We start from the raw sequence: 25,004 nt of genomic DNA on the forward strand, positions 1-25,004 counted from the left end.
ACTTTGCGCCTTCATTCGATGATGAAGACTACTTTAATCGTTAATTTAACCTGCTTTGAGGTCATTTACTTATGAGTATCCGCCAATCAGACGTATCGGCTTTGCTTAATGGTTTGAACAAAAAAGCCATTGGATTTAATGATGTGATCAGTTTTATCGATGATTTTTATCGCTACGCACCAGCGCCATTTGTGAATGGTATGGTGCATAATGAAGCTGGTGAAAACGAAGGTAGTGCTAAAGTTTTTGGCTTTGCTAAGCATCATGGCTTAGACCAACTGGACACGCTAAAGCTGTTCGGCGAGCATTATGAAAAGGTTAAAGCAACGCCAAATGGTACTGATCATGCCAACATACGTAATTTTTTACATTGGGGCTGGCAAGGGTTTTTGATGCAAAAAAATCCGCTTACTTTACGTCCAAACGTAGATACTACTGCGTTATAAGCCATAGTAATTCGTCTGTCTCGTTCTAAATGTGACAACTCATTCCAGAACAGGACAGTCAACATAAAAAAGCCACGCTATCATCATAGCGTGGCTTTTTTATGTTGACTAATTACAGTTATTCGTCTTATTTATTTCGAAATTTGACTGGCTGAATCGCACCTTTAGGGTTAGGCATATTCGGGTAATGATGTTCATGCTCCACATCACACTCAGCACCAACGATTGAACCATCGTCTTTTACTGGTTTGTGAATGAAGCCAGTACGCTCGGCAGGAGGTAGATGTTCATGCTCCCAAACCATCACTGCCTGCATGCAAGTAGCGCGTTGCTCAGCACTCAACTTAGCGCCATCAGGCCATTTTCCCAACTCAATAGCTACACGGAATTTATCAACCACTTCCGGTGTTAAACTTGCTAATATCGTTTCTTTATCCATGTTTCCTACTCTCCACTACTATTATTTAGATGCGCTTATTCATCGTCTATAATATCATCATCACTATCAAGACTGAATTCTTCGGCATGTACGTTCCAGTGCAACTTAGTACGGCAAGCTTCATAAAAGTCAAAACCTGGTGGATGCAGTAAAGTAAGCTTATCTGGATGTTTACGAATATATAGACGCTGCTCTTGCTCCAAGGGCACACTTGCCTTGCCATCAGCACTGACCATTGGCTGCGTACGATTGTCTTCATGAATACGAATACAAACTTCACTATTCCCACTGACCACAATCGGTCTACTTGACAAGGTATGGGGATGCATAGGTACCAAACATATTGCATCCATACTGGGATGAATAATTGGGCCACCACCAGAAAGCGCATAAGCTGTTGAACCTGTAGGCGTCGCAGCAATCAAACCATCGCTATGCTGGCGATAAACATCTTGACCATCAATTTTCATCTGAAAATCAATCATATGTACCGATTTGCCCGCATGCAACACTATGTCGTTAAGCGCCATGTCTTCATGAATAATATTGCGCCCTTCTCTTATCTCCATGGTCAATAAGAATCTGTGATCCAGCTGATAGTCGCCCATTAGCACTTGGCGCAATTTAAAAGCCGCTTCATTAGGCTTTACATCAGCCAAAAACCCAAGACGACCACGGTTAACACCTAACACAGGTACGCGGTAACGTGCCAGCGCTTCAGCGGCATGTAAAATTGAGCCATCACCACCTACTACGATGACTAAGTCACAAATCTCGCCAATTAAACTACGCTTGACGATTTTAACTTTTTCTATTTCAGATAAATCTAACGTAGGTAGGTTAGACGTTTGTATGTCCATAATTAACGTCAAACCCATCTCATTAATGGTTTGCGCAATTTGTACAAGGCTTTGGGTCACGCTACGTTTTCCAGCTCGACCCATCAGCCCAATACGCCGAAAGGCAGGATTTTTGATGGCGTGAAATAGCTCTGATTCGTGTAGATGCGGCAATCTTGCGGACTGCGCTGAGTTTTCCATAAAACGACTCGGCATAACTGTAAAGTACCAGGCAATGATAGCGATAAATGAGCGCTTAAACTAGCATGTTTTATCAATTATCGTTGTTAACTGTCGTAATCGACCCCATATAATAACTATCGTACGCATTTTTTAGGCGTTTTCGTTTGGCTACTCAACAACACTGTATGTATTAACCGATAAGCAACTCAATAGTTGCATTAGACCTTAGCAGTTGTCGTGCAAACCTTGGCAGTTATCGTGCGAACGTTGTCACGCAAACACAGTTGACAATAATAGCGGTTTTGCTAGAGTAGCTGACATCTGTATTATTTTATTTATATTTTTTATTAAGGATACATGTATGGCCAATCCTATTGTGAGTCGCGCAGAACTTGCAGTCGGCGGTGCTCCGATGACTGTTAAAGGCGTGATACAAAAGACCAGTTTATTGCTTGGGCTATCGGCTATCACTGGTGTGGGATTTTTCTTTTATGCACTAATGGCAGGTCTATCGCAAAGTTTTATTACTATGGCGGCGTTTGGTAGTATGTTCGCCGCTTTTGGTCTAGCCATTTTTATTACCTTTAAACCGCAAAAAGCCAAAACTTTGGCTGTGCCTTATGCGCTGTTAGAAGGTATCTTTTTAGGTGGTATCTCGCTGTTTTTCATGAGAATGTACCCAAGCGTTCCTGTTACCGCTATGTGTGCGACCTTTGTCACCGCTGCAGTAATGCTTGGACTATATCGTTCTGGGCTTGTTAAAGTGACTGAAAAGTTCCGCTCAATAGTAACATCAGCTTTGATTGCCATCATGCTAGTTTACGTTGCGCAGTGGGTTCTTTCTTTAGCGTTTGGTTCAAGCTTACCATTCCTATTTGAAGGTGGCGTTATTGCTATCGGCTTTAGTCTATTTGTGATTGTTATTGCTTCTTTCACTCTTTTATTGGATTTTGACAATATTGAGCGCGGTGTAGCAGCGGGTGTGTCTGAAGACTACGAATGGTTATTCAGCATTGGTATTCTTGCGACTCTAGTATGGATGTACATTGAGTTTATGCGTCTACTAAGCTATCTACAGGACTAATAGAAAGAGCTGTCTAGTAATTATTCTACACAAAAAAACCGCCTTTAATAATAGGCGGTTTTTTTATGGATCAAACTAAACGATCATAGTATAGATAATCATACTTCCTAGAATTAATATCATATTAAGCACGTTTTAGACGCAGTGCATTTAATACTACCAGTAATGAGCTTAGTGACATACCAATAGCAGCAAGCCAAGGCGGTACATAGCCTAAAGCTGCTGGTATTAATACACTACCATTATAAATAAGGGCCCAGCGGAAGTTCTGTTTAATAATACGTTCGGTTTTATTAGCGATACGCTTGGCGGCAGTAATAGCTTCGATTTGACCGTTTAGTATAATGCTGTCGCTAGATACTTGTGCCAAATCTGCCGCACCAGCAATTGAAGTTGAGACATCTGCCGCTGCTAATACGGGCGCATCATTAATGCCATCACCAACCATCAACACTACCGCGCCTTTAGCTTGCATTGCTTGAATGTGATTGACCTTATCAGTTGGAGATAGACCATTATGTGCTGACTGCATTCCTAAACTCTCAGCCATCACTAGCGCCTGCGGACTTGGATCACCCGTAAGCATTACAGACTCAAGACCCAGCCCTTTGAGCGTATCAAGCATCGATTTGGCGCTATCACGCACCTTATCGTTAAAGTAAAAGCATGCCAGCGCTTGCCATACGTTTGAGCCATCTTGCTGACAAGATAACACTACTGCTGAGCTGGCACGATGGGCAACTAAATCAATAACTGGCTCATCAATTAATGCTGTACTTGAATCATTATTGATTCTATCTAAAGCAAAATCTACATGCCCGATTCGGTATAGCACACCATCAATCATCGCTTCTACCCCGCCCGCTGGGTAGTGCTGTAAAACTTGAGTAGACGGCAAATGTAACTGATAAGCAGCTGTAAGCAGCGCATGAGCAATAGGATGACGACTGCCTACCTCTAAAGCAGCAGCGATTGCTAACACGTCATCTTTTTGCTCAGCTAGCTCTAAATTGTAAGTTTCATTTTGGCTTGCAGAATCTAATAGTTCAATATTTAATAAGTTCGGCTTACCATAAGTAAGCGTACCAGTCTTATCAAAAGCCACATGGGTAATTTCAGCCAATGTTTGTAGCGTATGTCCACGAGTCGTTAGAAAGCCATAGCTGGCCAAGCGATTGGTCGAGACGGTTAATGCAATTGGAGTGGCTAATGACAGTGCGCAAGGACAAGTCGCTACCAAAACTGCAACGGTTGCCCAAATCGCTTGGCTTGGGTCAACGATGTACCAACCGATAAAAACCAGTGCCGATAACACTAAAATGCGCGCGACAAACCAACGTGCCAGCTTGTCCGCTTGTTGGGCAAGCTTGGGCTTTTCACTCATGGCACGGTTCATAAGCCTATCGATCAAGCCTATTTGACTATCTTGTGGCAGTGCAGTGACCAGCATTTCAAACGGTTGACTGTCGTTTTGTGCGCCGCCAACGATATAGTCACCTTGGGCTTTGACAATCAAGTCACCCTCACCCGTCAGCAAGCTTTGGGAGACCGTAGCAGTTGGACTAAGCAAAATGCCATCACTGATAATTTCAGATCCGGCCTCAACCATAATGATGTCACCCACTTGCAAGCTATGGGCTGTCACCATCTGTTTTTCTTCTGCTTCATCTTTTAGTTTTGAGAGGTCTAGGCGTTGATTGCGTTTCTGCTGCCAGTCTTGCGCAATACGAGTTGTTAACTTATGGACGTTAGCGTCTATGCGCTTCATAAAGTCGGGCGTAGACTTTGGCTTGAGGCTTGATAGGTTTCGAGCATCTAACTCGTTAATAGCTTCATTAACAACTAAATCATTGGTCTGAACAATAAAACCTTCTTTTACCTCATTAAGCTCAAGCTCATTTTCCGCTAACATTTTCAAAATAAGCGCTGCAGCTTCTTGGTCTTCAGCGACCTTTTGTACCAATACTGGCTCGACTACGACTAAGTCATTGGCCATAGTCGCTGCTTTTAGACGCGCATTATGCTCAATATAACGCCCTGCCAGTAAGAAGAAAATAAACATACTGACCGAATCATAGTACGTCTCCCCTTGCCCTGTAATAGTGGCATAGAGACTTGCAAAGAAAGTGACTATTAAGGCAATACTGACCGGCACATCCATATTGACTTGGCGCGCCCGAACCGCTGACCAAGCTGATGTGAAGAAAGGAATTCCGGCGTAAAAGAACACAGGCGTACTAACAAATAAAGATACCCAACGTAAAAAATCACGCTGAAATATCAACATGTCACTATATTCACCAAAGTAAATCGCAACGGCATACATCATCGCTTGCATCGAACCTAGTGCAGCAATTCCTAGCCTTAATAACATTTGATTATTATGACGCGCCAGCATAGCCTCATGAGTATCTTGCCGATAAGGCTTTGCTTCATAGCCGATCTCATTAATGACAGCTAAGATGCGGCTAATAGGCAGCTTAGTCTCATCCCAAATGACACGCATGCGCTGATTGGTCAAGTTCACCTGACATTTACTAATACCATCTAACTCATCTAGACGTGATTCAATCAGCCAAGTACAGGCAGCGCAGCGTAGATTATTGACAGATAATTCCGCGACTGACAGGCCATCTTGCGCATAGACAAACTGTGACTTTATCTCATCATGATCGTAGGCTTCAAGGCGAGTCAGCTGGGTTGGCAAGCTTGCTGTACGATTAATTTCTGAGCGGTCAAGGTAATACTGCTCAAGACCCGCTTCTACAATGCTTTGCGCGGCCAATTGGCAACCCATACAGCACATCTCACGCGACTTACCCAATATCTCAGCATAGAATGGTGGCTGCGGTACCGGATCGCCGCAGTGAAAGCAGTGACCAGCGAGTGGCAATACCAAGCCTTCGGTAATAGAATTATCTTCATAAGATGTAGTCGATGATTTTGATGACGAGGCACTAGACATAGTCGCGCTTACTTCCTTTAGATAAACTGGCTTTTAATACGCAGGCTTTAGATACATTAGCTTTAAATACATTGTGTTGCATTAGTATTGCTTAAGTTAAACCGCGTTTAAGCCTAACAATAAATCAGCCACTACTGGCAAAGTAACAGCTGATAATCCACACAAAAAACACCATTTTCGAACATGTAGGCTGTATCCTATATGTCACTTACCAAACGCATTAAAAGGCAAAGTCAGTGCAATATAAAATGCATAGTGTGCCAAAAGCATTTAGTCTGCTAAATGCAGAGCTTTCACTGCTTTTATTTTTTTCCAAATCATATTGAAACGACTATCACAAAGCTTTATTTAGTTAATTAATATTATGATATTAGACGCTATACTTATTATACACCTTCCCAGCTAAACCCTAATGAATCCTTAAGTCGATGATGATAGATTGAAAATTTTGTCAATTTGCGTCATTATGAGGCAGTTTTTTATCCCAATACGGTGCGTTATCAGTGCAAAAATCTAATCTTAAGCTACCACAATCGTCTAAGTCTGCTATTAGTACTCTACCCTCGCAACAGCGCGGTATTGTATTTAGCAGTATCTTATTAATTATTGTCATCGTTGGCATGGTTTTATTGGCGCTGTATTTAGTCAAGCTTGATCGTACTATTACCCAAAAATTTGAAGGCAAGCGCTGGGATATTCCTGCTAAGGTATATTCACAACCACTTGAGCTTTATCAAGGTGCTGCCGTTGATAACGACACCATGAAAAAATGGCTAGAGCTGCTTAATTATCGTAGCAATAAAGCCTATGATCGCACCGGTAGCTTCCATAAATCAGGCAATAACTACTTTATCCATACGCGTGGATTTACCTATAGCGCGAATGATGTTGATAAAGAACAAGTTATCAAAATGACCATTGCGGATAATAAGATTCAGACGATTCAAAGTACTGAACAAAATAAGACTGGTATTATTCGTCTTGAACCTGTGAATATTGGCGGCATTTATCCTGATAGCAATGAAGATCGTATGGTCGTCTCGTTAGATGATGTGCCACAGCCATTGATTGATGCTTTAATCGCTACCGAAGATCGCGGTTTCTATGAACATAAAGGGGTATCCATACGTGGTATCGCTCGCGCCGTACTTAACAATTTCTCTGGCGGCTCTATGCAGGGCGGCTCGACCATCACCCAACAGCTTATCAAGAACTTTTATCTTAACTCTGATCGTACCCTGAAACGTAAAGCCAATGAAGCATTGATGGCAGTGCTGCTAGAGTTGCATTATAGTAAAGATGAAATCCTGCAAACCTATCTGAATGAGATCTATCTGGGTCAAAATGGCAACCGCTCTATCAATGGTTTTGGCTTGGCATCACAATTTTATTTTAATCAACCACTCAATGAGCTACGTTTAGATCAGCAAGCCATGTTAGTAGGTATGGCAAAGGGGCCAAGCGTTTATAATCCACGCCGTCATCCAAACGACTCAAAGGCACGCCGTGATATAGTGCTCAATAACATGCTAGAAATGGGTAGTATTAGTCAAGAGGACTACGATAAAGCGTTAGAAAAACCTCTTGGTGTTGTTGATAAGCCTGTTGAAGGCAAAAGCCAATTTCCAGACTTTTTGGATATCGTCAAGCGTGAACTTAATGAAGTGTACTACTCTGATGACCTCAAAAATGAAGGTCTTACCATCATTAGTACCCTCGACCCTATTGCTCAATTAGCTGCTGATAAAGCTGTTGATAAGAAGCTGGGTGAGCTACGCCGTAATAGTAGTAAGACTAAGGATCTACAAGGAGCATTAGTCAGTGCGAACCCTGAAACGGGCGAGCTGGTCGCAGTAGTTGGTAGTGGTAGTGAGTTTACTGGCTTTAACCGTGCCGTTGATGCTAAGCGTCAAGTTGGTTCGCTGTTAAAACCTGTTATCTATATGACGGCGCTTGAAAGCGGTCGCTATAATTTAGCCAGCTCCGTTGATGACTCACCGATTACAGTCAATCTAGGTGACGGTACTAAATGGAACCCTAAAAATTATGACAATCGCGACCACGGCTATGTGCCGTTAACCACTGCACTGGCTAAATCGTATAACCAAAGTACGGTACGCTTAGGCATGGAATTCGGTATTGATACATTTGCCAAGCAGCTGCGCCGTCTAGGTATTGAAGAAAAAATTCCTGCGTATCCATCCGCATTATTAGGCTCAGTTAACTTAAGTCCAATGGATATGCTTGGCGTTTACCAAGTCTTTGCGACTGGTGGCTTTCGTACTCCTATTCACAGCATTCGTACTGTTATTGATGATCGCGGGCGTATCTTGCAGCGTACTGGTCTTAATACACAGCGTAGTATACCGCCTGAAACCAACTACCTAACTAACTATGCGCTACAACAAGTAGTGAAAGATGGAACCGCTAAACGTGTCCAATCACTTGGTAGCGATTTAAATCTAGCGGGCAAGACAGGTACGACTAATGACTACCGTGACGCCTGGTTTGCAGGCTATAGCGGCAACTACGTAAGCGTTGTCTGGGTTGGACGTGATGACAATAAACCAATCGGACTTAGCGGCGGCACAGGTGCCCTACCAGTATGGGTCGATTATATGAATCGCCTAAAGTTGACACCCGTATCCATGCCAGAACCTGAAGGCATTGAATGGCTGTGGCTTGAAAACAACTCTGGCAAGCTGTCCAATGAACGTTGTGCATCGGCACGATATTTACCAGTCATGTCGGCATACTTACCAGAGGAAGCCAGTAGTTGTGCAATTTCTTTGTACCAGCAAGATCAAGCACGTGATCAGATGCAATGGCAAGATGAGCAAGGCTCGATGAATCAGCAGCGTCAGCGTGAAGGTTTAGATATACCAAATAGTGAGGTAATCAACCCGAATGAGGAAAATGGCGATAATGGTGATACTCAAAGACGTACTGACACTTGGTACGATAGAGCGCTTGAGTGGTTCTAATAAATTGTTTGATTAACTATCAGTTCATACTGTTATTTAAAATTACATAGAATAAGGGGTTTGACATGACGGCATCTATGCAGCAACAATACTTGGCAGTAATGAATGACAGACACAAAGGGTTGGGTAAATTATTACTAGTATCAACTGCGCTCATCGGTACTTTGACGTTGAGTGCTTGTCAGACCGCGCCTTCAGCTCCTAACAGTACCGGTGCAGGCGCAACAACGACTACGATTAATACTCCTCAAGGGTCTGTAACTAACCGTAATGATGCCAGCAATACAGCTGACTACTCTAGTGAGCCTTATATAGCACCCGCTGAAACTACTAGAACGCCAGCAAATCCTCCTTACTCTGAGCCCCAAACGAGACCTAGATCTGAGAGTAGTAGTACAACTACCAACAATCCTTTAACCCAGCAAACACCGATAATAGAACAACCAGAAATCATATTTAACGAGCCAGTGTACACCCCACCACGTGATGATTATATGATCTCGCAACCGCCCGCTACACCTTCACATAATGAGCTATTAGAGCAAGCACGTCAGAATTCGCAGCAGCAAAGCCGTAAATCTACTAGCAATCAAAGCAACTTGCCAGCATTTCGTAATCTGATGCAAACAGGCACTAATCAGCTTAAATCAGGTAATTTGACCGCTGCTGAAAACAGCTTTACGCGTGCTCAACGTCTAGCACCTAGATCTTCAGCGGTTTATTTTTACCTGTCACAAGTTGCTCTGAAGAAGGGACAGCCACGTAAAGCCGAAGCGATGGCACGTCGTGGCCTGACAGTTTCTGAAGATGACAGTCGTCGCCGTGCGTTATGGCAGCTTATCTTACGATCAGGTCAACAACAGAACAATTCACGCGTTGTAAGAGAGGCACAATTAGCTCTTAAGTAGTCATTATCGCAGTTTATTTTCGATGCAACAGACAAAGAAAAACTTGCTAACTGCGTATAATAATGAATGTGTTTATTCTATTTTTTACAAACGATAATTATTTATTTTTCTTCAATTTATTCTAATTTAATTAAGGTTACTTTTATGGCATGGCAACAACTTCACCTACAATGTGAAAAAGCAAACGTCGATCTTGCAGAAGCGCTGTTATTAGAAGCAGGCGCCCTATCTATTGCGTTAGACGATGCAGGTGATCAGCCTTTGTTCGAACCATTACCGGGCGAATCACCCTTATGGGATGAAGTAATACTGACTGGTCTCTTTGATGCTACTACCGAAATTGGGAGTCGACAAGCTGTTGAGCAACTAAGTCATGAGATTGCAGTACAAGTACAGGCCAGTCGCATTTGGCTGAGCGCTGTTGATGATAAAGACTGGGAGCGCGAATGGATGACTCACTATCATCCAATCGAATGCGCTAACGGCTTATGGATCGTTCCAAACTGGTTAACGCCACCTGATGCAGATGCCATTAACATTATTATGGACCCGGGACTTGCCTTTGGAACAGGTTACCATGCCACTACACGCCTATGTTTAGATTGGCTGACTGAACAAGACCTACAAGATAAAGTCGTCATCGATTATGGTTGTGGCTCAGGCATCTTAGGTGTTGGCGCATTGCTATTAGGTGCCAAACATGTCTATGCGGTCGATATCGATCCGCAGGCGGTGCTGGCTACTAACCAAAATGCTGCACGCAATAATGTCGATGAACACTTGCAAACATTTTTGCCAGAAGATTTCGTGGCCTACTGCGCACAACATGATGTCGTTCCAATGGATGTTATTGTAGCCAACATTCTAGCCAAGCCCCTCATCGGCTTAGCTCCTTACTTTGCAACTTTAATTGCCTCACAAGGACGCATAGTTCTAGCAGGATTAATTGAGTCACAGACTGAGCAAGTTTCAGAAGCTTACAAGCCTTATTTTGCCCTTGATTCTAAACATGCTTTCACTGCTCAAGAAGATCAGCATTGGCAACGTTTATCAGGAACGTTTACACAGTAGCAATACCTAATAGTTTTGTTTACACACTAGCAACACTTTATTACATCTGTTACGATAGGCAGTCAGTTGAATTTTGCAAACTTAACGCTGCTCCCCTATTATCTATCGCTATAAAGATGCCTAATAATATCTAAAAAATAAGACAGGTTTTGGTGAGTGGATGCGCGATAGTTACTATCGTATTTCTTTGGACTCAATTACATGACCACGCTCATCAAAACCCAATGTCCTTCTTGCCAAGCCTACTTTAGTTTACCGCAAGCTCAATTAAATGAGTTAAATGCGAAAGCGCGCTGTGGACGCTGTCAACAAGTATTTTTAGTAAATGAAAATCTTGTGGTCTCTGGTGATGATCGTTCAAATACCGATAGCAATTTCACCTCTTTTGAAAAAAGCAAAAATAATAATTCTCAGCAGGATAATAATTTTTTATCCTCTGATACTCTTATCTATGATGATATGCCCGTTGACGATATTGAAGAGTCAAACTCAGAATATAACTCGCTAGATGAAATGAGTGCATGGTTTTCTGAGCTGGATACTACAAATCTAGATTCTGAACCAACAGACTCTAAACCAGCCACTACTGTGGATAATCAGTCTAATATCGAGCCTAACGATCAAGATACTTTATTTGAAGAATCAGATTATGTTGTCAACACTAGGCCTCAATATAATATCGGTTCAGTCGCCGCTAATGATATCAATGCTTCTATCGACAATATTAATATGTCCAATGACAACGATAATGCATGGCTTGAAAAACTCCTTGAAGAACAAAACAATGATACAAACACGATAGAGTCTGACACTGATTTATCGCAGCTATTAGCTAGCATGGGCGTACCACTTAGAGATCAAACTCAAATTAGCCCTAAGCAAATAAGCAAGGGTCAGTCACGTATCTACCCATCACAAACTCTTGCACAGACTTCTGCCGCTTCGATCCTTTGGGTAGCCGGCTGCTTAGTCTTGATAATGCTATTGTTTGCACAATATGTTATTTTTAATCTAGATAACATAGTCAAAAACCCAGCGCATGCAGCACGCTTACAAGCAGTTTGCGCAGTCGCAGCTTGCAGCCTACCTAGTGCTGACATGGCAGCTTTTGATATTACTGATTTGGTTTATAAACCTAGTGATATTATGGATGCTGATGTATTTACTGATATAACAGCCACTTTGGCAAACCAAAGCACAAAGTCCCAGCTCCTACCTAGTCTCAAAGTTAGCATTTATGACAATAACGCTCTAACTGGAGAGTTCATTGCGCTGCCAAAGGACTATCTAGCAAGTAAGCAAAATCTACTATTCGCTGAACAAAACAAATCATTTATGTTTACAGTACCAGTTACCATCAATCATATTAGTAAAGTTACTATCAACCCTATTTATTAAAAAGCTTCATATCTCCAACCTAATACTTATATTAATATTCAGTTGAGCGACTAGTTATCTTTTTGTCTATGACCTTTGTCGTATCACACTTTTTTAAGGACATCACCTTATGGCACACTCCGCTCAATCCTTTGCCAACCGTTTTGCCCAGCATCCTGATTGCCATAACAACTATGATGATCAGGACAGTACTAATCAACCAACCACTGATACACAGAATCGTTTGGATAGCGCAGACAATCATATGCACAGTGATACGACACTTACTCCAGCGAATGCGCCTTTACGTGTGCATGTTGAACGCGTAGTACGTGAGTATTTTGCGGCCTTGGATGATGAAATGCCAACCGACTTTTACGAGCTCATCTTAAAAGAAGTAGAACTCCCCCTACTAACTGTAGTACTTGAGCAAACTCGTGGAAATCAAACCAAATGCGCTCAAATTTTGGGCCTTAATCGTGGCACACTACGCAAAAAACTTAAAATCTACGATTTAATGTAGTTGATTGTATAGAAATTAGTATTTATGCTCTAAAATGATATTGAGTTTTGTGTAAATTGGTCAGATGTTTTATCATAGGCATCGTGATTTTTGAAGCTCTATCCATTCAATGCTAGTCATGCCTAAGTAATGCATAGCTAGCTGCGAACATTAAGCTCTAAACACTGAAACTTAATTATTAAGCTTACAACAGTTATTAAGCTTACAACATTAAGCTTTATCATTATTGTGCATGGCAACTCATAGATTAGACGTAACTCTATCTGTGACTGCCACTACTATCTTGCCGGACGTTTGTGTCGGGCTTTTTTTATGGAATCGTTTTTATGGCTACCAAACCGCTTGCTCTACTCTCAGTCTCTGATAAGTCCAATATCGTAGAATTTGCTCAGGGGCTTATTCAGTCAGGATTTGACTTACTATCCACTGGCGGTACTTATCGTTTGCTCAAAGAGCATAATGTGGCCGTGACTGAAGTATCAGATTATACTGGTTTCCCTGAAATGATGGATGGCCGTGTCAAAACGCTACACCCAAAGATTCATGGTGGTATTTTAGGTCGCCGTGGTACAGATGATGCGATTATGAGTTCGCATAGTATTGATCGTATCGATTTGGTCGTGGTTAACCTTTATCCATTTGCTGAAACAATTGCTCGTGCTGATGTCACTATGAACGATGCTATTGAAAACATCGATATTGGTGGTCCGACTATGGTACGTTCTGCTGCTAAGAACCATGCCCACGTAGGTATTGTTACTGATCCAGCCGATTATGAACGAGTACTTGTAGCCTTAGGTAATGGCACAGAACTGACAACGGCCTTACGCTATGACTTAGCGGTTAAAGCGTTTGAACATACGGCACAATACGATGGGATGATTGCTAACTTTTTGGGTAGTCGTGTCAATGAAACTCAACAGCCAGAGAATTTTTCAAGAACGTTTAATGTGCAGCTTGAAAAAGCACAAGACCTACGCTATGGCGAAAACCCACATCAAAATGCTGCTTTTTATATAGAAAGCCAACCTTCAAAAAGTAAGCAAGCTTCTATAGCAACGGCCGAGCAATTACAAGGCAAAGCATTATCTTATAATAATATCGCCGATACTGATGCTGCCCTTGAATGCGTCAAAGCATTTAGTGCACCTGCTTGCGTAATCGTCAAGCACGCTAACCCTTGCGGTGTCGCCATTGATAACGACCAAGTAGCGGCTTATCAAACTGCTTTTAGCACGGATCCTGAATCTTCTTTCGGTGGCATTATTGCCTTTAACCGCCCATTAACACTTGCCGCAGCAAAAGCCATTATTGACAATCAATTCGTAGAAGTTATTATTGCGCCAAGTATTGAAGCAGGTGTACTTGAAGCGACTGCGACTAAGAAAAACGTACGCGTCTTAGTTTGCGGTGAACTACCAGCACCAGATCAGCGCGACATCCAACTTGACTATAAGCGCGTCAACGGTGGCCTGTTGGTACAAGAACAGGATCTCGGTTTGATCACTGCTAATGATTTGAAAATCGTCACTGACGTACAACCAACTGAAGCACAAATTGCTGATCTGTTATTTAGTTGGAACGTAGCAAAATACGTCAAATCCAACGCTATCGTTTATGCTAAAGGTCAGCGCACTATTGGTGTTGGCGCAGGTCAAATGAGCCGGGTAAACTCAGCACGTATCGCTGCTATCAAAGCTGAGCATGCTGGATTAGCAACTGAAGGTGCTGTCATGGCCTCAGATGCCTTCTTCCCGTTCCGTGATGGCATAGATAACGCTGCTGCAGTAGGGATTTCTGCTATCATCCAGCCAGGTGGCTCTATGCGTGATGATGAAACCATTGCTGCAGCAAATGAGCATGGTATTGCTATGGTATTTACGGGTATGCGCCATTTCCGTCATTAAAACTTTCATGTACAAAATGCTAAAGCAGTATTAATAGCAGCACTTCATATAAGTACTGCTATTAATTTATATATATAAAAATATCAAAAATATAGCTCATTAAAAAAGCCACTGTATTGCTACAGTGGCTTTTTTATTCAAGAATTTTTATGCATTTTTTTGATTACTTATTAATAGCTCAACAGAAAGCAATGGCGCTATTACTGACCTTGTGCCCCTGCCATGTTAGCTTCGTTAATTTCAACCTTATATACCAGACGTAGATAATCTAAGTAATCTTGCAGCTGATCTTGACCTAAATTATCACGGATAATTGAGGCTGTTTGCGCTTTTTCTAGATCAGACAACTGCGATTGGCGTTCAGTCTCAATACGATCACCAACCAGCACACTAGCACCTATCTCAGTCTCACTTGCCAACGCTACAACCCCGTTCTCAGAGGCTTGCTTACTAAATGCTAAACTACGCTCCTTTTCGGTCAGTAACGTTGTTTGACGATTAACCTGACCGAGTGCCTGAAAACCTACTGTTTGCTTATTGATATCAGCCACGGTTTTAATCCCAGCAGCCAACTGCTTAGCATCTTTAAGAGCCATAGCACTGGCTTTTTGCTGACGCAGCCTTTTGGTAATAATTGGAGTTGCAGCTGCCAAGGTAAGAGTTTGAGTTGGACGATAGTTACTTGGTTGCACCCATGCCGTTCCGCTACCTACTTCAATACCTGCCGTTACTGCCTGATCTTGGATAGTAAACTCATCAAAGGCTTGCTTGATGACAGCAGGTTGCGGCAACACTGACGTATTATTATTCTTACGATAATCTTTAATACGTTTTAACGCTACGTTTTCTTGCTGAGCGATATCTTCGATACTAAAACCATCTGCTGCCAAATCATTAATTGCTGTTACTTTATCAGCATAAATTGATTGACGCTTATATTCCTTTGCCTTAGCTGTTAACTCTTCACGCATACTATCTAGGCTTGGTATTTTACTACCATTGTCTTCTGTTACCGTAAATATCTGATAACCGAAATTGGTTTTAATAGGGGCAGTAACGTCACCTACACTTAAGCCTTGCAGCGCTGTTTCAACGGCAGCAGCATCATTACCAAATACTGATGGATTGAAAAGTCCGATATCACCGCCAGTCGCGCCTGATGGATCATCTGACTCTGTTTTGGCCAATGCTGCGAATGATTCACCTTTATCAAGACGAGCTTTGATTTTATCAGCACGCGTCTTAGCATCATTACCAGTAACTAGAATCTGACTTAGCTTACGCTCATCAACCACAGCAAGCCCTTGCTTATAGCCTTCATATTGCTGCTGCAGATCTTCTTCTGTAACTTGATCGACCTTAATCGTCGCAGGGCTTAACTGAATATATGCCAAATCAACCATGGCATCGCTCTTTAGCGTCTCTTTATTAGCATCATAATAAGCTTGGATATCATTTTTGCTAAGCTTAACTTTCTGCTGATAATCTTGCCAATTAAAACGATGTAGCCAGATATTGCGTGATTCTAGCTGTAAATCAATCAGCTGATTCACCGCTTTCATAGGATAGATGGCAGTACCAACGATACTTGCATTGAGCTGATCTAGGCTTAACTGATTACGAAATTCAGCAAACAGTTGGTCTTTAGTCATGCCGCGTTGACGTAAAAAGTTCGAGAACTGATCGTTAGAGAATTCGCCGTTTTCATCTTTAAAAGCGTCCTCTTGACGCAACAGACGATTGATCGTGTCATCAGATACAGTCATACCTAGCTTACCAGCTTGCTGCTCAAGTAAGGTGCGGTCAATCAATCCTTTTAGCACTTGCTCATGTAACACATCTTCATTTAATAAGCTTGCGTCATCAATTTGGTCTAAAATCTCAGAGCGTCGATTGTTTACTGCATTTTGATACTCTGACAAACCCACACTTGCCTCACCTACTTGGGCTATTTGATTGGGATCAACATTGCCCTGAAAGTAGCTCTCGATACCTAATAAAGCGAGTGGCGATAGGCATAGAATCAATAAAATGCGACCAGGCCAGCTTTTCAAAAAATCGCGCAATTTATCCATAGTTATTTCTACTTTTTAACCTATATTGATGAAGAACCATTGCAACGATGTCAGCGATATGTGGACAGACAATGGCATGATAAATGATGTCAATGTTATTTGATGCTTGTAAAAACCGTAACTTGATAAAGCAATAGCGTTACGCGCGCCCTATGATACGTGAATTTTAGTCTAGACTCAAAATATTCCAAGCATCTGCTATACAAATTTTAGCGATAAAAAAAGCACCTCTATATAAAGGTGCTTTTTATTGCTTGTTTTACTGTTTAAAGTTAAACAGTAAACTTATACTAACAAGCTAAGATTGGCTTAGTTTAAGCGCTCTTTTAAGTTTTTACCGGCTTTAAAGCTTGGTACTTTACTTGCAGGGATACTTAGCTCTTCACCTGTTTTAGGATTACGGCCAGTGCGTGCTTTACGGTCTTTTACGCTAAACGTACCAAAACCAACTAATGAGATACTTTCACCAGCTTCTAGAGCTTCACCAACGCTTTCCATAACGGCGTTCAATGCATCACCAGCTTGGGTTTTGTTTAGGCCGCTTTTGTCTGCAATGCTATCAATTAATTCTGACTTATTCATACAATTTCCTTCAAGTTTAAGGGCTGAAATAAACGCTAACGTCAGGCATTGTATCGCTCTCATACGATTTAAGCAATAAAAACCACTTTTGACGCTTTTATTTACGGGTTGCGCGTTGTTAACGTCTTTATATCAAGGCAACATAAGGAGCGCAAGCGATTTTACATTTTTTTGCCTGCGAAACTACGTATTTGACACCTAACGTTACGCAAATCACCTGTAACTTGTCATTTGTCCCACAGATACTGCTCAAAAACATCGCATAATGCATATTAGTCTTTTAGGTCGCCAAGATGTATTTTACGTCAGAGAACGTATAGTTTATTTAAAAAAACCATTAATTTTAGCGAAATCACTGATTTTTCAATCAAAATTAGCGATTAAAGTCTATATTATGAAGAGACAATTGATAATATCTTTTTACTAGCCAGTGTTCGCTACTTCAGCTGGCTTTGTTCATATTTGTAGTACAGTAGAGCTTTGACTTACAAAAACTCTAGGTATAGAAAACGGGCTTTATCGCAATAATTTGCTAACTGACATAGGTATACGTTACTTTTTATGATGAAAACGTTATGATAGCCATCACATAATATGCTATAAAAACCAAATTATAATTAATGTTGTATTTGCAGTTATTCACTGCTTCTCATATTTTATGTTTACTTTTAATTTGCCCAATAAAATGGATTACTTACATGAAGCGTTCTACGTTGTCTCACTCTCTTCTCAACATTATCCTAGTGTTCACTGAGTCAGCATTGACCTTGCTGTTACGCTTAGATCCTGAGCTACGTAAAGCCGCTTACCCGCTTGCTAAACAGGGCACTGTTATCTGTCTACGCTTGTATTTGCCTCATATAGAGATTTTTGCAACTTTTAGCTATAAAGGTGTGTTGCTAGATGCCAATCTACCTGTTGGTCGTAGTGAGCCTGACGTTATTATTAACGCGTATAGCATTCAAGTTTTAAGTGCTTTAACCTCACACGACAGCGAAACGACTGAAAAACTGCAAATGCGTGGTGAGCTTATTCAGGTTCAACTGGTTAAACAATTTATTACTCAGCTAGGTTTGGGTGGCTTAATTCAAGGGATCCTTAAGAAGTTTAAAGGTGGCAATGCAAAGCAAAAACCTAGCGCTGATGAAATGGAAGAAAAAAAGAACAACTATAAACTACGTATTGCAGAACAACAGACTCAAATTAATACGCTGACCATAAAAAATCGCGAATTTGAAACTACAGTGAAAGAGCTACAGAGTAGACAAAAGACACTTACTATTATCACAATTGCTTCAGTTATTATGGCGATTGTTGCTGTTATCACGTTGCTAATGAACTAACCTTCGGGGTTTACCTTTGTTTTTACAAGAACGCTCAACGAAGTCATCGAACTGTCATTGAGCGTTTTTTTTACCCTTAGCCTTTACCACCACTCATTAGCGCTTTTCCACTTCGTTGCCGCTTTATTTAGCCAATTACTTTTATTAATAGTGGTGATAGGTAAGATTAACCATTCTATGACATTTCAATCTTGACTAAATTACTCAGGATTAAGTATAATGACTTTATCGCAGCACACATCGGGTTAACCATCTGTTGTTTAATAGCGATGACGTTTGACTTAGTATACTTAATATCTGTATTGCACAAATAATCTTGCATGATTTAGATCACTCATGATTTAGAGTACTAAAGATACTAAGCTCGTTATTGAATTTGGCTTATAACTGATTAGCTTGGAGATATTTTATGCGTTTAACTACTCGAGGCAGGTATGCCGTTACCGCGTTACTAGATTTGGCGTTACAAACCAGTCAACAAGACAGTGCTGTATCCTTATCTGATATTGCAAAACGGCAATCGATATCTATCTCATATCTTGAACAGTTATTCTCCAAACTACGTAAACGCGGTTTAGTTACTAGTATTCGTGGTGCTGCAGGCGGTTATCATTTAGCCAAACCCCTAGATGAGATAGATGTAATGAGTATTATATCTGCCGTTGACGAGTCGGTTAATGCCATGCAGTGTGAAGGACGTGGTGACTGCCAAGGTGGTACAATGTGCCTAACCCATGATTTATGGTGTGCACTGTCCAATCATATTGAGCAGTACTTGAAAAATATAACATTGGCGCAATTATTAGATATGGAAAATGTGCAATCAGTATCAGAGCGTCAGCAAAACTCTACTAAAGAGATTTCCATAAAAGACATTAATACTATTACCCTATCGACCAGCGAGGCAAACCCAGCATGAGCCAACATAACAACCTTATATACTTAGATTATGCCGCCACCACGCCAGTTGCTAAATCAGTAGCCGCTAAAATGAGCGAATATCTGACTGTAGACGGCATCTTTGGTAACCCAGCCTCGCGCTCACATGGCTATGGCTGGCAAGCAGAAGAAGCAGTCGAAACTGCTCGTCAGCAAGTTGCTGATGTTATCAATGCTGATCCGCGCGAAATCGTCTTTACTTCAGGTGCGACAGAATCTGACAACCTAGCGATTAAAGGTGCTGCGCATTTTTATCAGTCTCGTGGTAAGCATATTATCACCAGCAAAATCGAGCATAAAGCCGTATTGGACACTTGTCGCGAACTTGAGCAAGAAGGTTTTGAGATTACTTATCTTGAGCCACAACCAAGTACTGGTCTTATTTTGCCAGAGCAAGTTAAAGAAGCGCTACGCGATGACACGATTTTAGTATCATTGATGATGGTAAACAACGAGCTTGGCACAGTTACTGATGTAGCTACTATTGGTGAAATAACCCGTGAAGCTGGTGTTATCTTCCATGTCGATGGCGCACAGTCTGTTGGTAAAGTTCTTATTAACATTCAAGAGATGAAAATCGACTTGATGAGTTTTTCAGGCCATAAAGCATATGGTCCTAAAGGTATCGGTGCCTTGTTCGTCAGTCGTAAGCCCCGTGTTCGCTTAAAAGCAGAGCAACATGGCGGTGGTCATGAGCGCGGTATGCGTTCAGGTACACTACCGACGCATCAAATTGTCGGCCTTGGTGCTGCATTTGCCTTAGCCAATGAGCGTTATGAAGAAGATAATGCTCATGCAGCAAAATTGCGTCAGAAACTATGGGACGGTCTACAAGATATCGAAGAGATTTACCTAAATGGTGATCTTGAGCACAGTGTGCCTAATATTGTAAACATCAGCTTTAACTTTGTTGAAGGTGAATCACTCATGATGTCGCTAAAAGACTTAGCCGTCTCATCAGGTTCAGCCTGTACTTCAGCGACACTTGAGCCATCTTACGTATTACGTGCTATCGGTCGCCCAGACGAATTAGCACATAGCTCGATTCGCTTTAGCTTTGGTCGTTATACGACTGAAGAAGATATCGATACTGTTATCAAGCAAATGCATGAAGCGGTTGACAAATTACGTGCCCTATCACCACTTTGGGATATGTATCAAGAAGGTGTTGATTTAGATTCAGTCGAATGGGCTGAGCACTAAAACCAAAAAACGATATGGTTATAGACCATAGCCATTAAACGATTGATCAGACAATTATAAATATAGTTTTTATTAACTAAATGTTTGACCCCAATTATCGATGAGTAGTTAGACATTCAAAGTCAGTAATTGACTACTCATCATCTAACTAGGAGAAAACCCCATGGCCTATAGTGACCAAGTTATTGATCATTACGAAAATCCGCGCAACGTCGGCAATCTTGATAAAAATGCCAAAAACGTTGGAACTGGTATGGTTGGTGCCCCAGCTTGTGGCGATGTAATGCGTCTACAAATCCAAGTTGATGATAATGGTATCATTGAAGATGCACGCTTTAAAACTTATGGCTGTGGTTCAGCAATTGCTTCAAGCTCACTTGTTACTGAGTGGCTTAAAGGCAAAAGTCTAGACCAAGCTGGCGAAATCAAAAACAACGATATCGCTGAAGAGCTTGCATTACCACCCGTAAAAGTGCATTGCTCTGTACTTGCAGAAGATGCTATTAAAGCTGCTATCAGTGACTATAAAGGTAAACATGGCGCTGCAGCAGTGACAGAAGAAGCGACTAGCTAAGCCTATTAGCGTGAGTATTGTATTTTTAAGTACACTATCTTAATAGTCATACTTTAGTAGCAGTACATTGAACAGCTACTAATGCTAAAGAGGTGACAATAACGCTTATGTAATTGTCACCTTTTATTTTCTAGCAGTTATTAACCAGAAGTTATTAAAATGTTATTTCGGCAATCTTGCTATCCTAGTTGCCCATTTATACAGAATTTTATTTATATTCATTATTGATAGTTTCTTATTAAACAGTTTTTTATTAAATTAATATCTTTATTATTGATAGTCAATGGGAGTTGGCATGATTGAAATGACAGAACGCGCCGCTCAGCATGTTCGAGATTTTTTGGACAATCGCGGTAAAGGCGAAGGTATTCGAGTTGGTATCCGTACAGCGGGTTGCTCAGGATTAGCTTACGTTTTAGAGTTTGTAGATACGCCTGATGAAAATGACACGCGCTATGAAAGTCGTGACGTCAGTATCTTTATTGATCCTAAAAGTTTGGTGTATTTAGATGGCTTGTTGATGGATTATGAAAAAGAAGGTTTAAACGAAGGCTTTAAGTTTACTAACCCGAATCAGAAAGGTGAATGTGGTTGCGGTGAATCCTTTACAGTCTAAGGTCTCAACGCTTGTGAGTTTAATAGTAGACAGTAGTGAGCGATTAACTCAGTATTACGAACCAATCCGTAAAAAAGTCCTCAACTAGACAAAGTTTTGAAAAAACAAATAAAAATGCAAGGCGTATGATATGACAGACATTACAGCAGAAGCACAGTTTAATAACTTCTTTGCTCTATTTGAGCAGCCTGTACAATTTGAAGTCAATCAAGACAGTCTCGATCAGCGTCTACGTCTGCTACAAAAACGTTATCACCCTGATAATGTCGCAAAAAACTTGTCAGATACGGCACAAGCACAACAGCAGTCTGAGCAAGCTTCAGCGTTGATTAATCAAGCTTATCAAACGTTAAGTACGCCTGATAGTCGTGCTAGCTATTTGTTAGATATGGCAGATCAAGCACAAAATCTAGAGCATTCAATCGCAGACTTAGACTTCTTAGAAGATGCTATGCAGATGCGTATTGATCTAGATGAAGCGATTGAAGATAAAGATCGTGCGACCCTACAGCAACTACATCCGCAGATTACGCAGCGTCTCGCTAAACAGTCTGAGCGTTTTAGCACTGCATACCAAAGTCAAGACTGGCAAACGGCGATCGATGCGACGCAAAAGCTGAAGTTCTTAGTAAAGCTAAATGCTGATGTTACTACTGGCCTTGATGAAGTAGTAACTGCTGAACATTCAGATGACGATGATTTATACGTTTAAAGAGCCGATTTATAAGCTTTATGACTTAGTTTATATCTAAGGTTTATTTATAAGTGCTTTTAACATATAAATCTCATTTAAAAGCACTATTCCAAAATGATAGTTAAAATAGTACCAACGATACCGTATAATCTCTTATTTTAAGCACTCTTAACCGCCACCCTCCTCTAATTTGAAAGCGGGATTGCAGCGGTTAAACTATAATAGTGTATATTTTTTTATTTGCTCCATTTCACTTATTCATTTTATCTCTGAGTTATCTTATGTCTTTATTGCAAATTGCCGAACCCAATCAAAGCGCCCAACCTCACCAGCATCGTTTTGGTCTGGGAATCGATCTTGGTACCACGCGCTCATTGGTCGCTGTGGTACGCTCAGGCAAGGCGCAAGTCTTAGAAGCAGGCGCAGCTAATGACACTTTACTACCTTCTGTCGTCTACTATCCAAGCACAGGCAACCCATTAGTCGGCTATGATGCCCTAGCACACTTAGCGGATGATCCAAAAAATACGATCGTCTCGGCTAAGCGCTTTATGGGTCGTAGCCAAGCTGATATCAAATTCTCCCACCCTTATGAATTGAGTGGCAATAAAGACGATATGCCTGCATTCGTTACTGCTCAAGGGGAAGTATCGCCTGTGGAAGTATCAGCGCGGATATTGGCAACGCTTGAGCAACGCGCCACCACTGCATTACCTGCAGACAGTATTGAAGGTGCGGTAATTACCGTTCCTGCTTACTTTGATGAAGCTCAGCGTCAAGCGACTAAAGATGCGGCGCAAGCGGCTGGTATCAATGTACTGCGTCTATTAAATGAGCCGACCGCCGCAGCCGTTGCCTATGGTCTCGATCAGCCTACACAAGATAGTAATAAAGAAAGCTATTACTTAATTTATGATTTGGGTGGTGGTACTTTTGACGTTTCTATCTTAAAGCTAAATGATGGCGTCTTCGAAGTATTGGCAACTGGTGGTAATAGTGCATTAGGTGGTGATGATATTGACCGTCTAATGACTAATTGGCTTATCAAGCAATTACACATCGATCCTACAGACGTGAGCCGTCATGACAAGTCGATACTGGCACAACAAGCCAAAGCTTATAAGCAAGCGCTGACTGATGCTGAACAAGTCGATATCGATATCACTGTCAATGAGCAGTCTTATCAAGGCGTGTTACGCCGTGAAGACTTGCTGGCTATTGCAGAGCCCGTTAGCCGCCGCACGATAAGTGTCTGTGAACAAGTACTGCGTGATGCCAAGCTATCTACTTCAGACTTAGATGAAGTTATCTTAGTCGGTGGCTCTACCCGTATGCCTGCTGTACAGCAAGTAGTGACTGAGTTTTTTGCTAAAGAGCCGCTTTGCCGTCTAAACCCAGATGAAGTGGTGGCTTTAGGTGCTGCCCAAACCGCACATCAATTGGTCAACGGTGATAGTGACAATAACTTATTACTGTTAGACGTAACGCCGTTATCGCTCGGTCTTGAGACCATGGGTGGTCTGGTTGAGGTACTGATTCCACGCAATACGCCTATTCCTGTCAAAAAACGCCAAGTGTTTACCACCTATCAAGATGGTCAAACAGGCATGGTGATTCATGTGGTACAGGGCGAGCGCGAAACAGTTGATAACTGTCGTTCACTAGGACGCTTTGAGCTATACGGTATTCCACCAATGAAAGCTGGATTTGCACGTATTGAGGTAACCTTTAGTATTGATGCCAACGGACAGCTAACAGTCAGTGCTCAAGAAACCACTACCAAGACAGAAAGTAAGATTGAGATTGTACCTTCTTATGGACTATCAGATGAGCAAAAAGAGCAGCTACTAGTGGCAGGATTTAAATACGCGGAAGCAGATAAAAATGCGCGCTCTTTAATTGAGACCAAAGTAGAAGCTGAGCGTGAAGTGCTTGCTTTACAATCTGCGCTCAAAGAATTCGCAGCCCTACTGACAACTGATGAACAGCAATCATTAGCTGAGCAAATACAAGCACTACAAACAACACTTAGTACGGATGACTTGCCACTTATTGAGGCACAGCAAGCAAAGCTCAAGCCACATAGTGATTCCTTTGCTGCTCGTATTATGAATCAAAGCGTTAAAGCCAGCATGGCAGGTACTAGTGCCAAAGATTGGTAGTAGATACGTTTAATAATACATACGCCTAAGAATATAGATTAGCGACTATACTAAGCTGACCTCTTATATCTTTCATTTTTTTAATTGATT

At 41.5% G+C, this 25,004-nt stretch carries 20 protein-coding genes; 15 read left to right on the forward strand and 5 right to left on the reverse strand.

The window, feature by feature from the left end:
• Positions 1 to 71 precede the first annotated feature (71 nt).
• Positions 72 to 446: a HopJ type III effector protein gene (locus AK823_RS08290; RefSeq protein WP_068036230.1), complete on the forward strand. Its 375-nt coding sequence runs from the start codon at positions 72 to 74 to the stop codon at positions 444 to 446.
• Positions 447 to 573: 127 nt separating this feature from the next.
• On the opposite strand, the gene AK823_RS08295 is transcribed toward AK823_RS08290, so the two are convergent.
• On the reverse strand, positions 574 to 885 hold the full coding sequence (locus AK823_RS08295; RefSeq protein WP_068036232.1) for a DUF1315 family protein: 312 nt from the start codon (positions 883 to 885) through the stop codon (positions 574 to 576).
• A gap of 35 nt (positions 886 to 920) precedes the next feature.
• On the reverse strand, positions 921 to 1,925 hold the full coding sequence (locus AK823_RS08300; RefSeq protein WP_227514040.1) for an NAD(+) kinase: 1,005 nt from the start codon (positions 1,923 to 1,925) through the stop codon (positions 921 to 923).
• Between the two features lie 343 nt (positions 1,926 to 2,268).
• Here AK823_RS08300 and AK823_RS08305 point away from each other — a divergent pair, with 343 nt between their 5' ends.
• A complete protein-coding gene (locus AK823_RS08305) occupies positions 2,269 to 2,991 on the forward strand; it encodes a Bax inhibitor-1/YccA family protein (protein ID WP_068036241.1) in 723 nt (240 codons plus the stop codon).
• Between the two features lie 124 nt (positions 2,992 to 3,115).
• Here AK823_RS08305 and AK823_RS08310 read toward each other — a convergent pair whose 3' ends face one another.
• Complete coding sequence (locus AK823_RS08310) at positions 3,116 to 5,956, reverse strand: heavy metal translocating P-type ATPase (protein WP_068328150.1); 2,841 nt, start codon at positions 5,954 to 5,956, stop codon at positions 3,116 to 3,118.
• Between the two features lie 503 nt (positions 5,957 to 6,459).
• Between AK823_RS08310 and mrcB the strand changes: the two genes are divergently transcribed.
• From mrcB to purH, 6 genes are all read left to right on the forward strand, one after another.
• A complete protein-coding gene (mrcB, locus tag AK823_RS08315; RefSeq protein WP_068036245.1) occupies positions 6,460 to 8,940 on the forward strand; it encodes a penicillin-binding protein 1B in 2,481 nt (826 codons plus the stop codon).
• A 65-nt stretch (positions 8,941 to 9,005) separates the two neighbouring features.
• The gene (locus AK823_RS08320; RefSeq protein WP_068328152.1) at positions 9,006 to 9,848 is read left to right on the forward strand and encodes a tetratricopeptide repeat protein; all 843 of its coding nucleotides are present in this window, start codon (positions 9,006 to 9,008) and stop codon (positions 9,846 to 9,848) included.
• A gap of 144 nt (positions 9,849 to 9,992) precedes the next feature.
• The gene (prmA, locus tag AK823_RS08325; RefSeq protein ID WP_068328154.1) at positions 9,993 to 10,919 is read left to right on the forward strand and encodes a 50S ribosomal protein L11 methyltransferase; all 927 of its coding nucleotides are present in this window, start codon (positions 9,993 to 9,995) and stop codon (positions 10,917 to 10,919) included.
• Positions 10,920 to 11,120: 201 nt separating this feature from the next.
• Entirely contained in the window at positions 11,121 to 12,317 is a 1,197-nt protein-coding gene (locus AK823_RS08330) for a DUF3426 domain-containing protein (RefSeq protein WP_068328156.1), read from the forward strand.
• Between the two features lie 244 nt (positions 12,318 to 12,561).
• The gene (fis, locus tag AK823_RS08335; protein ID WP_068039245.1) at positions 12,562 to 12,819 is read left to right on the forward strand and encodes a DNA-binding transcriptional regulator Fis; all 258 of its coding nucleotides are present in this window, start codon (positions 12,562 to 12,564) and stop codon (positions 12,817 to 12,819) included.
• Positions 12,820 to 13,145: 326 nt separating this feature from the next.
• Positions 13,146 to 14,726 (forward strand): bifunctional phosphoribosylaminoimidazolecarboxamide formyltransferase/IMP cyclohydrolase, encoded by a 1,581-nt coding sequence (gene purH / locus AK823_RS08340; RefSeq protein WP_068036254.1) that lies wholly within the window; start codon positions 13,146 to 13,148, stop codon positions 14,724 to 14,726.
• A 200-nt stretch (positions 14,727 to 14,926) separates the two neighbouring features.
• Here the strand turns inward: purH and AK823_RS08345 are convergent, their stop codons facing one another.
• Together AK823_RS08345 and AK823_RS08350 are read right to left on the reverse strand one after the other, a co-directional pair.
• Complete coding sequence (locus AK823_RS08345; protein ID WP_068328159.1) at positions 14,927 to 16,801, reverse strand: SurA N-terminal domain-containing protein; 1,875 nt, start codon at positions 16,799 to 16,801, stop codon at positions 14,927 to 14,929.
• Between the two features lie 309 nt (positions 16,802 to 17,110).
• A complete protein-coding gene (locus tag AK823_RS08350; RefSeq protein WP_025653024.1) occupies positions 17,111 to 17,383 on the reverse strand; it encodes an HU family DNA-binding protein in 273 nt (90 codons plus the stop codon).
• A 698-nt stretch (positions 17,384 to 18,081) separates the two neighbouring features.
• Here AK823_RS08350 and AK823_RS08355 point away from each other — a divergent pair.
• From AK823_RS08355 to hscA, 7 genes are all read left to right on the forward strand, one after another.
• Positions 18,082 to 18,726, forward strand: a complete 645-nt coding sequence (locus AK823_RS08355) for a hypothetical protein (RefSeq protein WP_068328161.1) — start codon at positions 18,082 to 18,084, stop codon at positions 18,724 to 18,726.
• Positions 18,727 to 19,135: 409 nt separating this feature from the next.
• Positions 19,136 to 19,645 carry an Rrf2 family transcriptional regulator gene (locus AK823_RS08360; protein ID WP_068036260.1) on the forward strand — a complete coding sequence of 170 codons (510 nt, stop codon included), beginning with the start codon at positions 19,136 to 19,138 and terminating at the stop codon, positions 19,643 to 19,645.
• Positions 19,642 to 20,868 carry an IscS subfamily cysteine desulfurase gene (locus AK823_RS08365; protein WP_068036263.1) on the forward strand — a complete coding sequence of 409 codons (1,227 nt, stop codon included), beginning with the start codon at positions 19,642 to 19,644 and terminating at the stop codon, positions 20,866 to 20,868. Before AK823_RS08360 ends, AK823_RS08365 begins: the two co-directional genes overlap by 4 nt.
• A 163-nt stretch (positions 20,869 to 21,031) precedes the next feature.
• Positions 21,032 to 21,442 (forward strand): Fe-S cluster assembly scaffold IscU, encoded by a 411-nt coding sequence (gene iscU / locus AK823_RS08370; protein WP_068328163.1) that lies wholly within the window; start codon positions 21,032 to 21,034, stop codon positions 21,440 to 21,442.
• 295 nt (positions 21,443 to 21,737) lie between these two features.
• Complete coding sequence (gene iscA, locus AK823_RS08375; RefSeq protein ID WP_025653020.1) at positions 21,738 to 22,058, forward strand: iron-sulfur cluster assembly protein IscA; 321 nt, start codon at positions 21,738 to 21,740, stop codon at positions 22,056 to 22,058.
• Between the two features lie 130 nt (positions 22,059 to 22,188).
• Positions 22,189 to 22,770 carry a Fe-S protein assembly co-chaperone HscB gene (gene hscB, locus AK823_RS08380; protein ID WP_068328165.1) on the forward strand — a complete coding sequence of 194 codons (582 nt, stop codon included), beginning with the start codon at positions 22,189 to 22,191 and terminating at the stop codon, positions 22,768 to 22,770.
• 263 nt (positions 22,771 to 23,033) lie between these two features.
• Positions 23,034 to 24,914 (forward strand): Fe-S protein assembly chaperone HscA, encoded by a 1,881-nt coding sequence (gene hscA / locus AK823_RS08385; RefSeq protein ID WP_068036269.1) that lies wholly within the window; start codon positions 23,034 to 23,036, stop codon positions 24,912 to 24,914.
• Positions 24,915 to 25,004: the final 90 nt, after the last annotated feature.

The sequence above is a fragment of the Psychrobacter sp. P2G3 genome (assembly GCF_001593285.1).
In the GTDB taxonomy this organism is placed as follows: domain Bacteria; phylum Pseudomonadota; class Gammaproteobacteria; order Pseudomonadales; family Moraxellaceae; genus Psychrobacter.

Excerpts from the sequence above, each read along its gene's own strand:
- AK823_RS08290 (WP_068036230.1), top strand. The coding sequence starts at position 72 with ATGAGTATCCGCCAATCAGACGTATCGGCTTTGCTTAATGGTTTGAAC.
- AK823_RS08295 (WP_068036232.1), bottom strand. The coding sequence starts at position 885 with ATGGATAAAGAAACGATATTAGCAAGTTTAACACCGGAAGTGGTTGAT.
- AK823_RS08300 (WP_227514040.1), bottom strand. The coding sequence starts at position 1,925 with ATGGAAAACTCAGCGCAGTCCGCAAGATTGCCGCATCTACACGAATCA.
- AK823_RS08305 (WP_068036241.1), top strand. The coding sequence starts at position 2,269 with ATGGCCAATCCTATTGTGAGTCGCGCAGAACTTGCAGTCGGCGGTGCT.
- AK823_RS08310 (WP_068328150.1), bottom strand. The coding sequence starts at position 5,956 with ATGTCTAGTGCCTCGTCATCAAAATCATCGACTACATCTTATGAAGAT.
- AK823_RS08320 (WP_068328152.1), top strand. The coding sequence starts at position 9,006 with ATGACGGCATCTATGCAGCAACAATACTTGGCAGTAATGAATGACAGA.
- prmA (WP_068328154.1), top strand. The coding sequence starts at position 9,993 with ATGGCATGGCAACAACTTCACCTACAATGTGAAAAAGCAAACGTCGAT.
- AK823_RS08330 (WP_068328156.1), top strand. The coding sequence starts at position 11,121 with ATGACCACGCTCATCAAAACCCAATGTCCTTCTTGCCAAGCCTACTTT.
- fis (WP_068039245.1), top strand. The coding sequence starts at position 12,562 with ATGCACAGTGATACGACACTTACTCCAGCGAATGCGCCTTTACGTGTG.
- purH (WP_068036254.1), top strand. The coding sequence starts at position 13,146 with ATGGCTACCAAACCGCTTGCTCTACTCTCAGTCTCTGATAAGTCCAAT.
- AK823_RS08345 (WP_068328159.1), bottom strand. The coding sequence starts at position 16,801 with ATGGATAAATTGCGCGATTTTTTGAAAAGCTGGCCTGGTCGCATTTTA.
- AK823_RS08350 (WP_025653024.1), bottom strand. The coding sequence starts at position 17,383 with ATGAATAAGTCAGAATTAATTGATAGCATTGCAGACAAAAGCGGCCTA.
- AK823_RS08355 (WP_068328161.1), top strand. The coding sequence starts at position 18,082 with ATGAAGCGTTCTACGTTGTCTCACTCTCTTCTCAACATTATCCTAGTG.
- AK823_RS08360 (WP_068036260.1), top strand. The coding sequence starts at position 19,136 with ATGCGTTTAACTACTCGAGGCAGGTATGCCGTTACCGCGTTACTAGAT.
- AK823_RS08365 (WP_068036263.1), top strand. The coding sequence starts at position 19,642 with ATGAGCCAACATAACAACCTTATATACTTAGATTATGCCGCCACCACG.
- iscU (WP_068328163.1), top strand. The coding sequence starts at position 21,032 with ATGGCCTATAGTGACCAAGTTATTGATCATTACGAAAATCCGCGCAAC.
- iscA (WP_025653020.1), top strand. The coding sequence starts at position 21,738 with ATGATTGAAATGACAGAACGCGCCGCTCAGCATGTTCGAGATTTTTTG.
- hscB (WP_068328165.1), top strand. The coding sequence starts at position 22,189 with ATGACAGACATTACAGCAGAAGCACAGTTTAATAACTTCTTTGCTCTA.
- hscA (WP_068036269.1), top strand. The coding sequence starts at position 23,034 with ATGTCTTTATTGCAAATTGCCGAACCCAATCAAAGCGCCCAACCTCAC.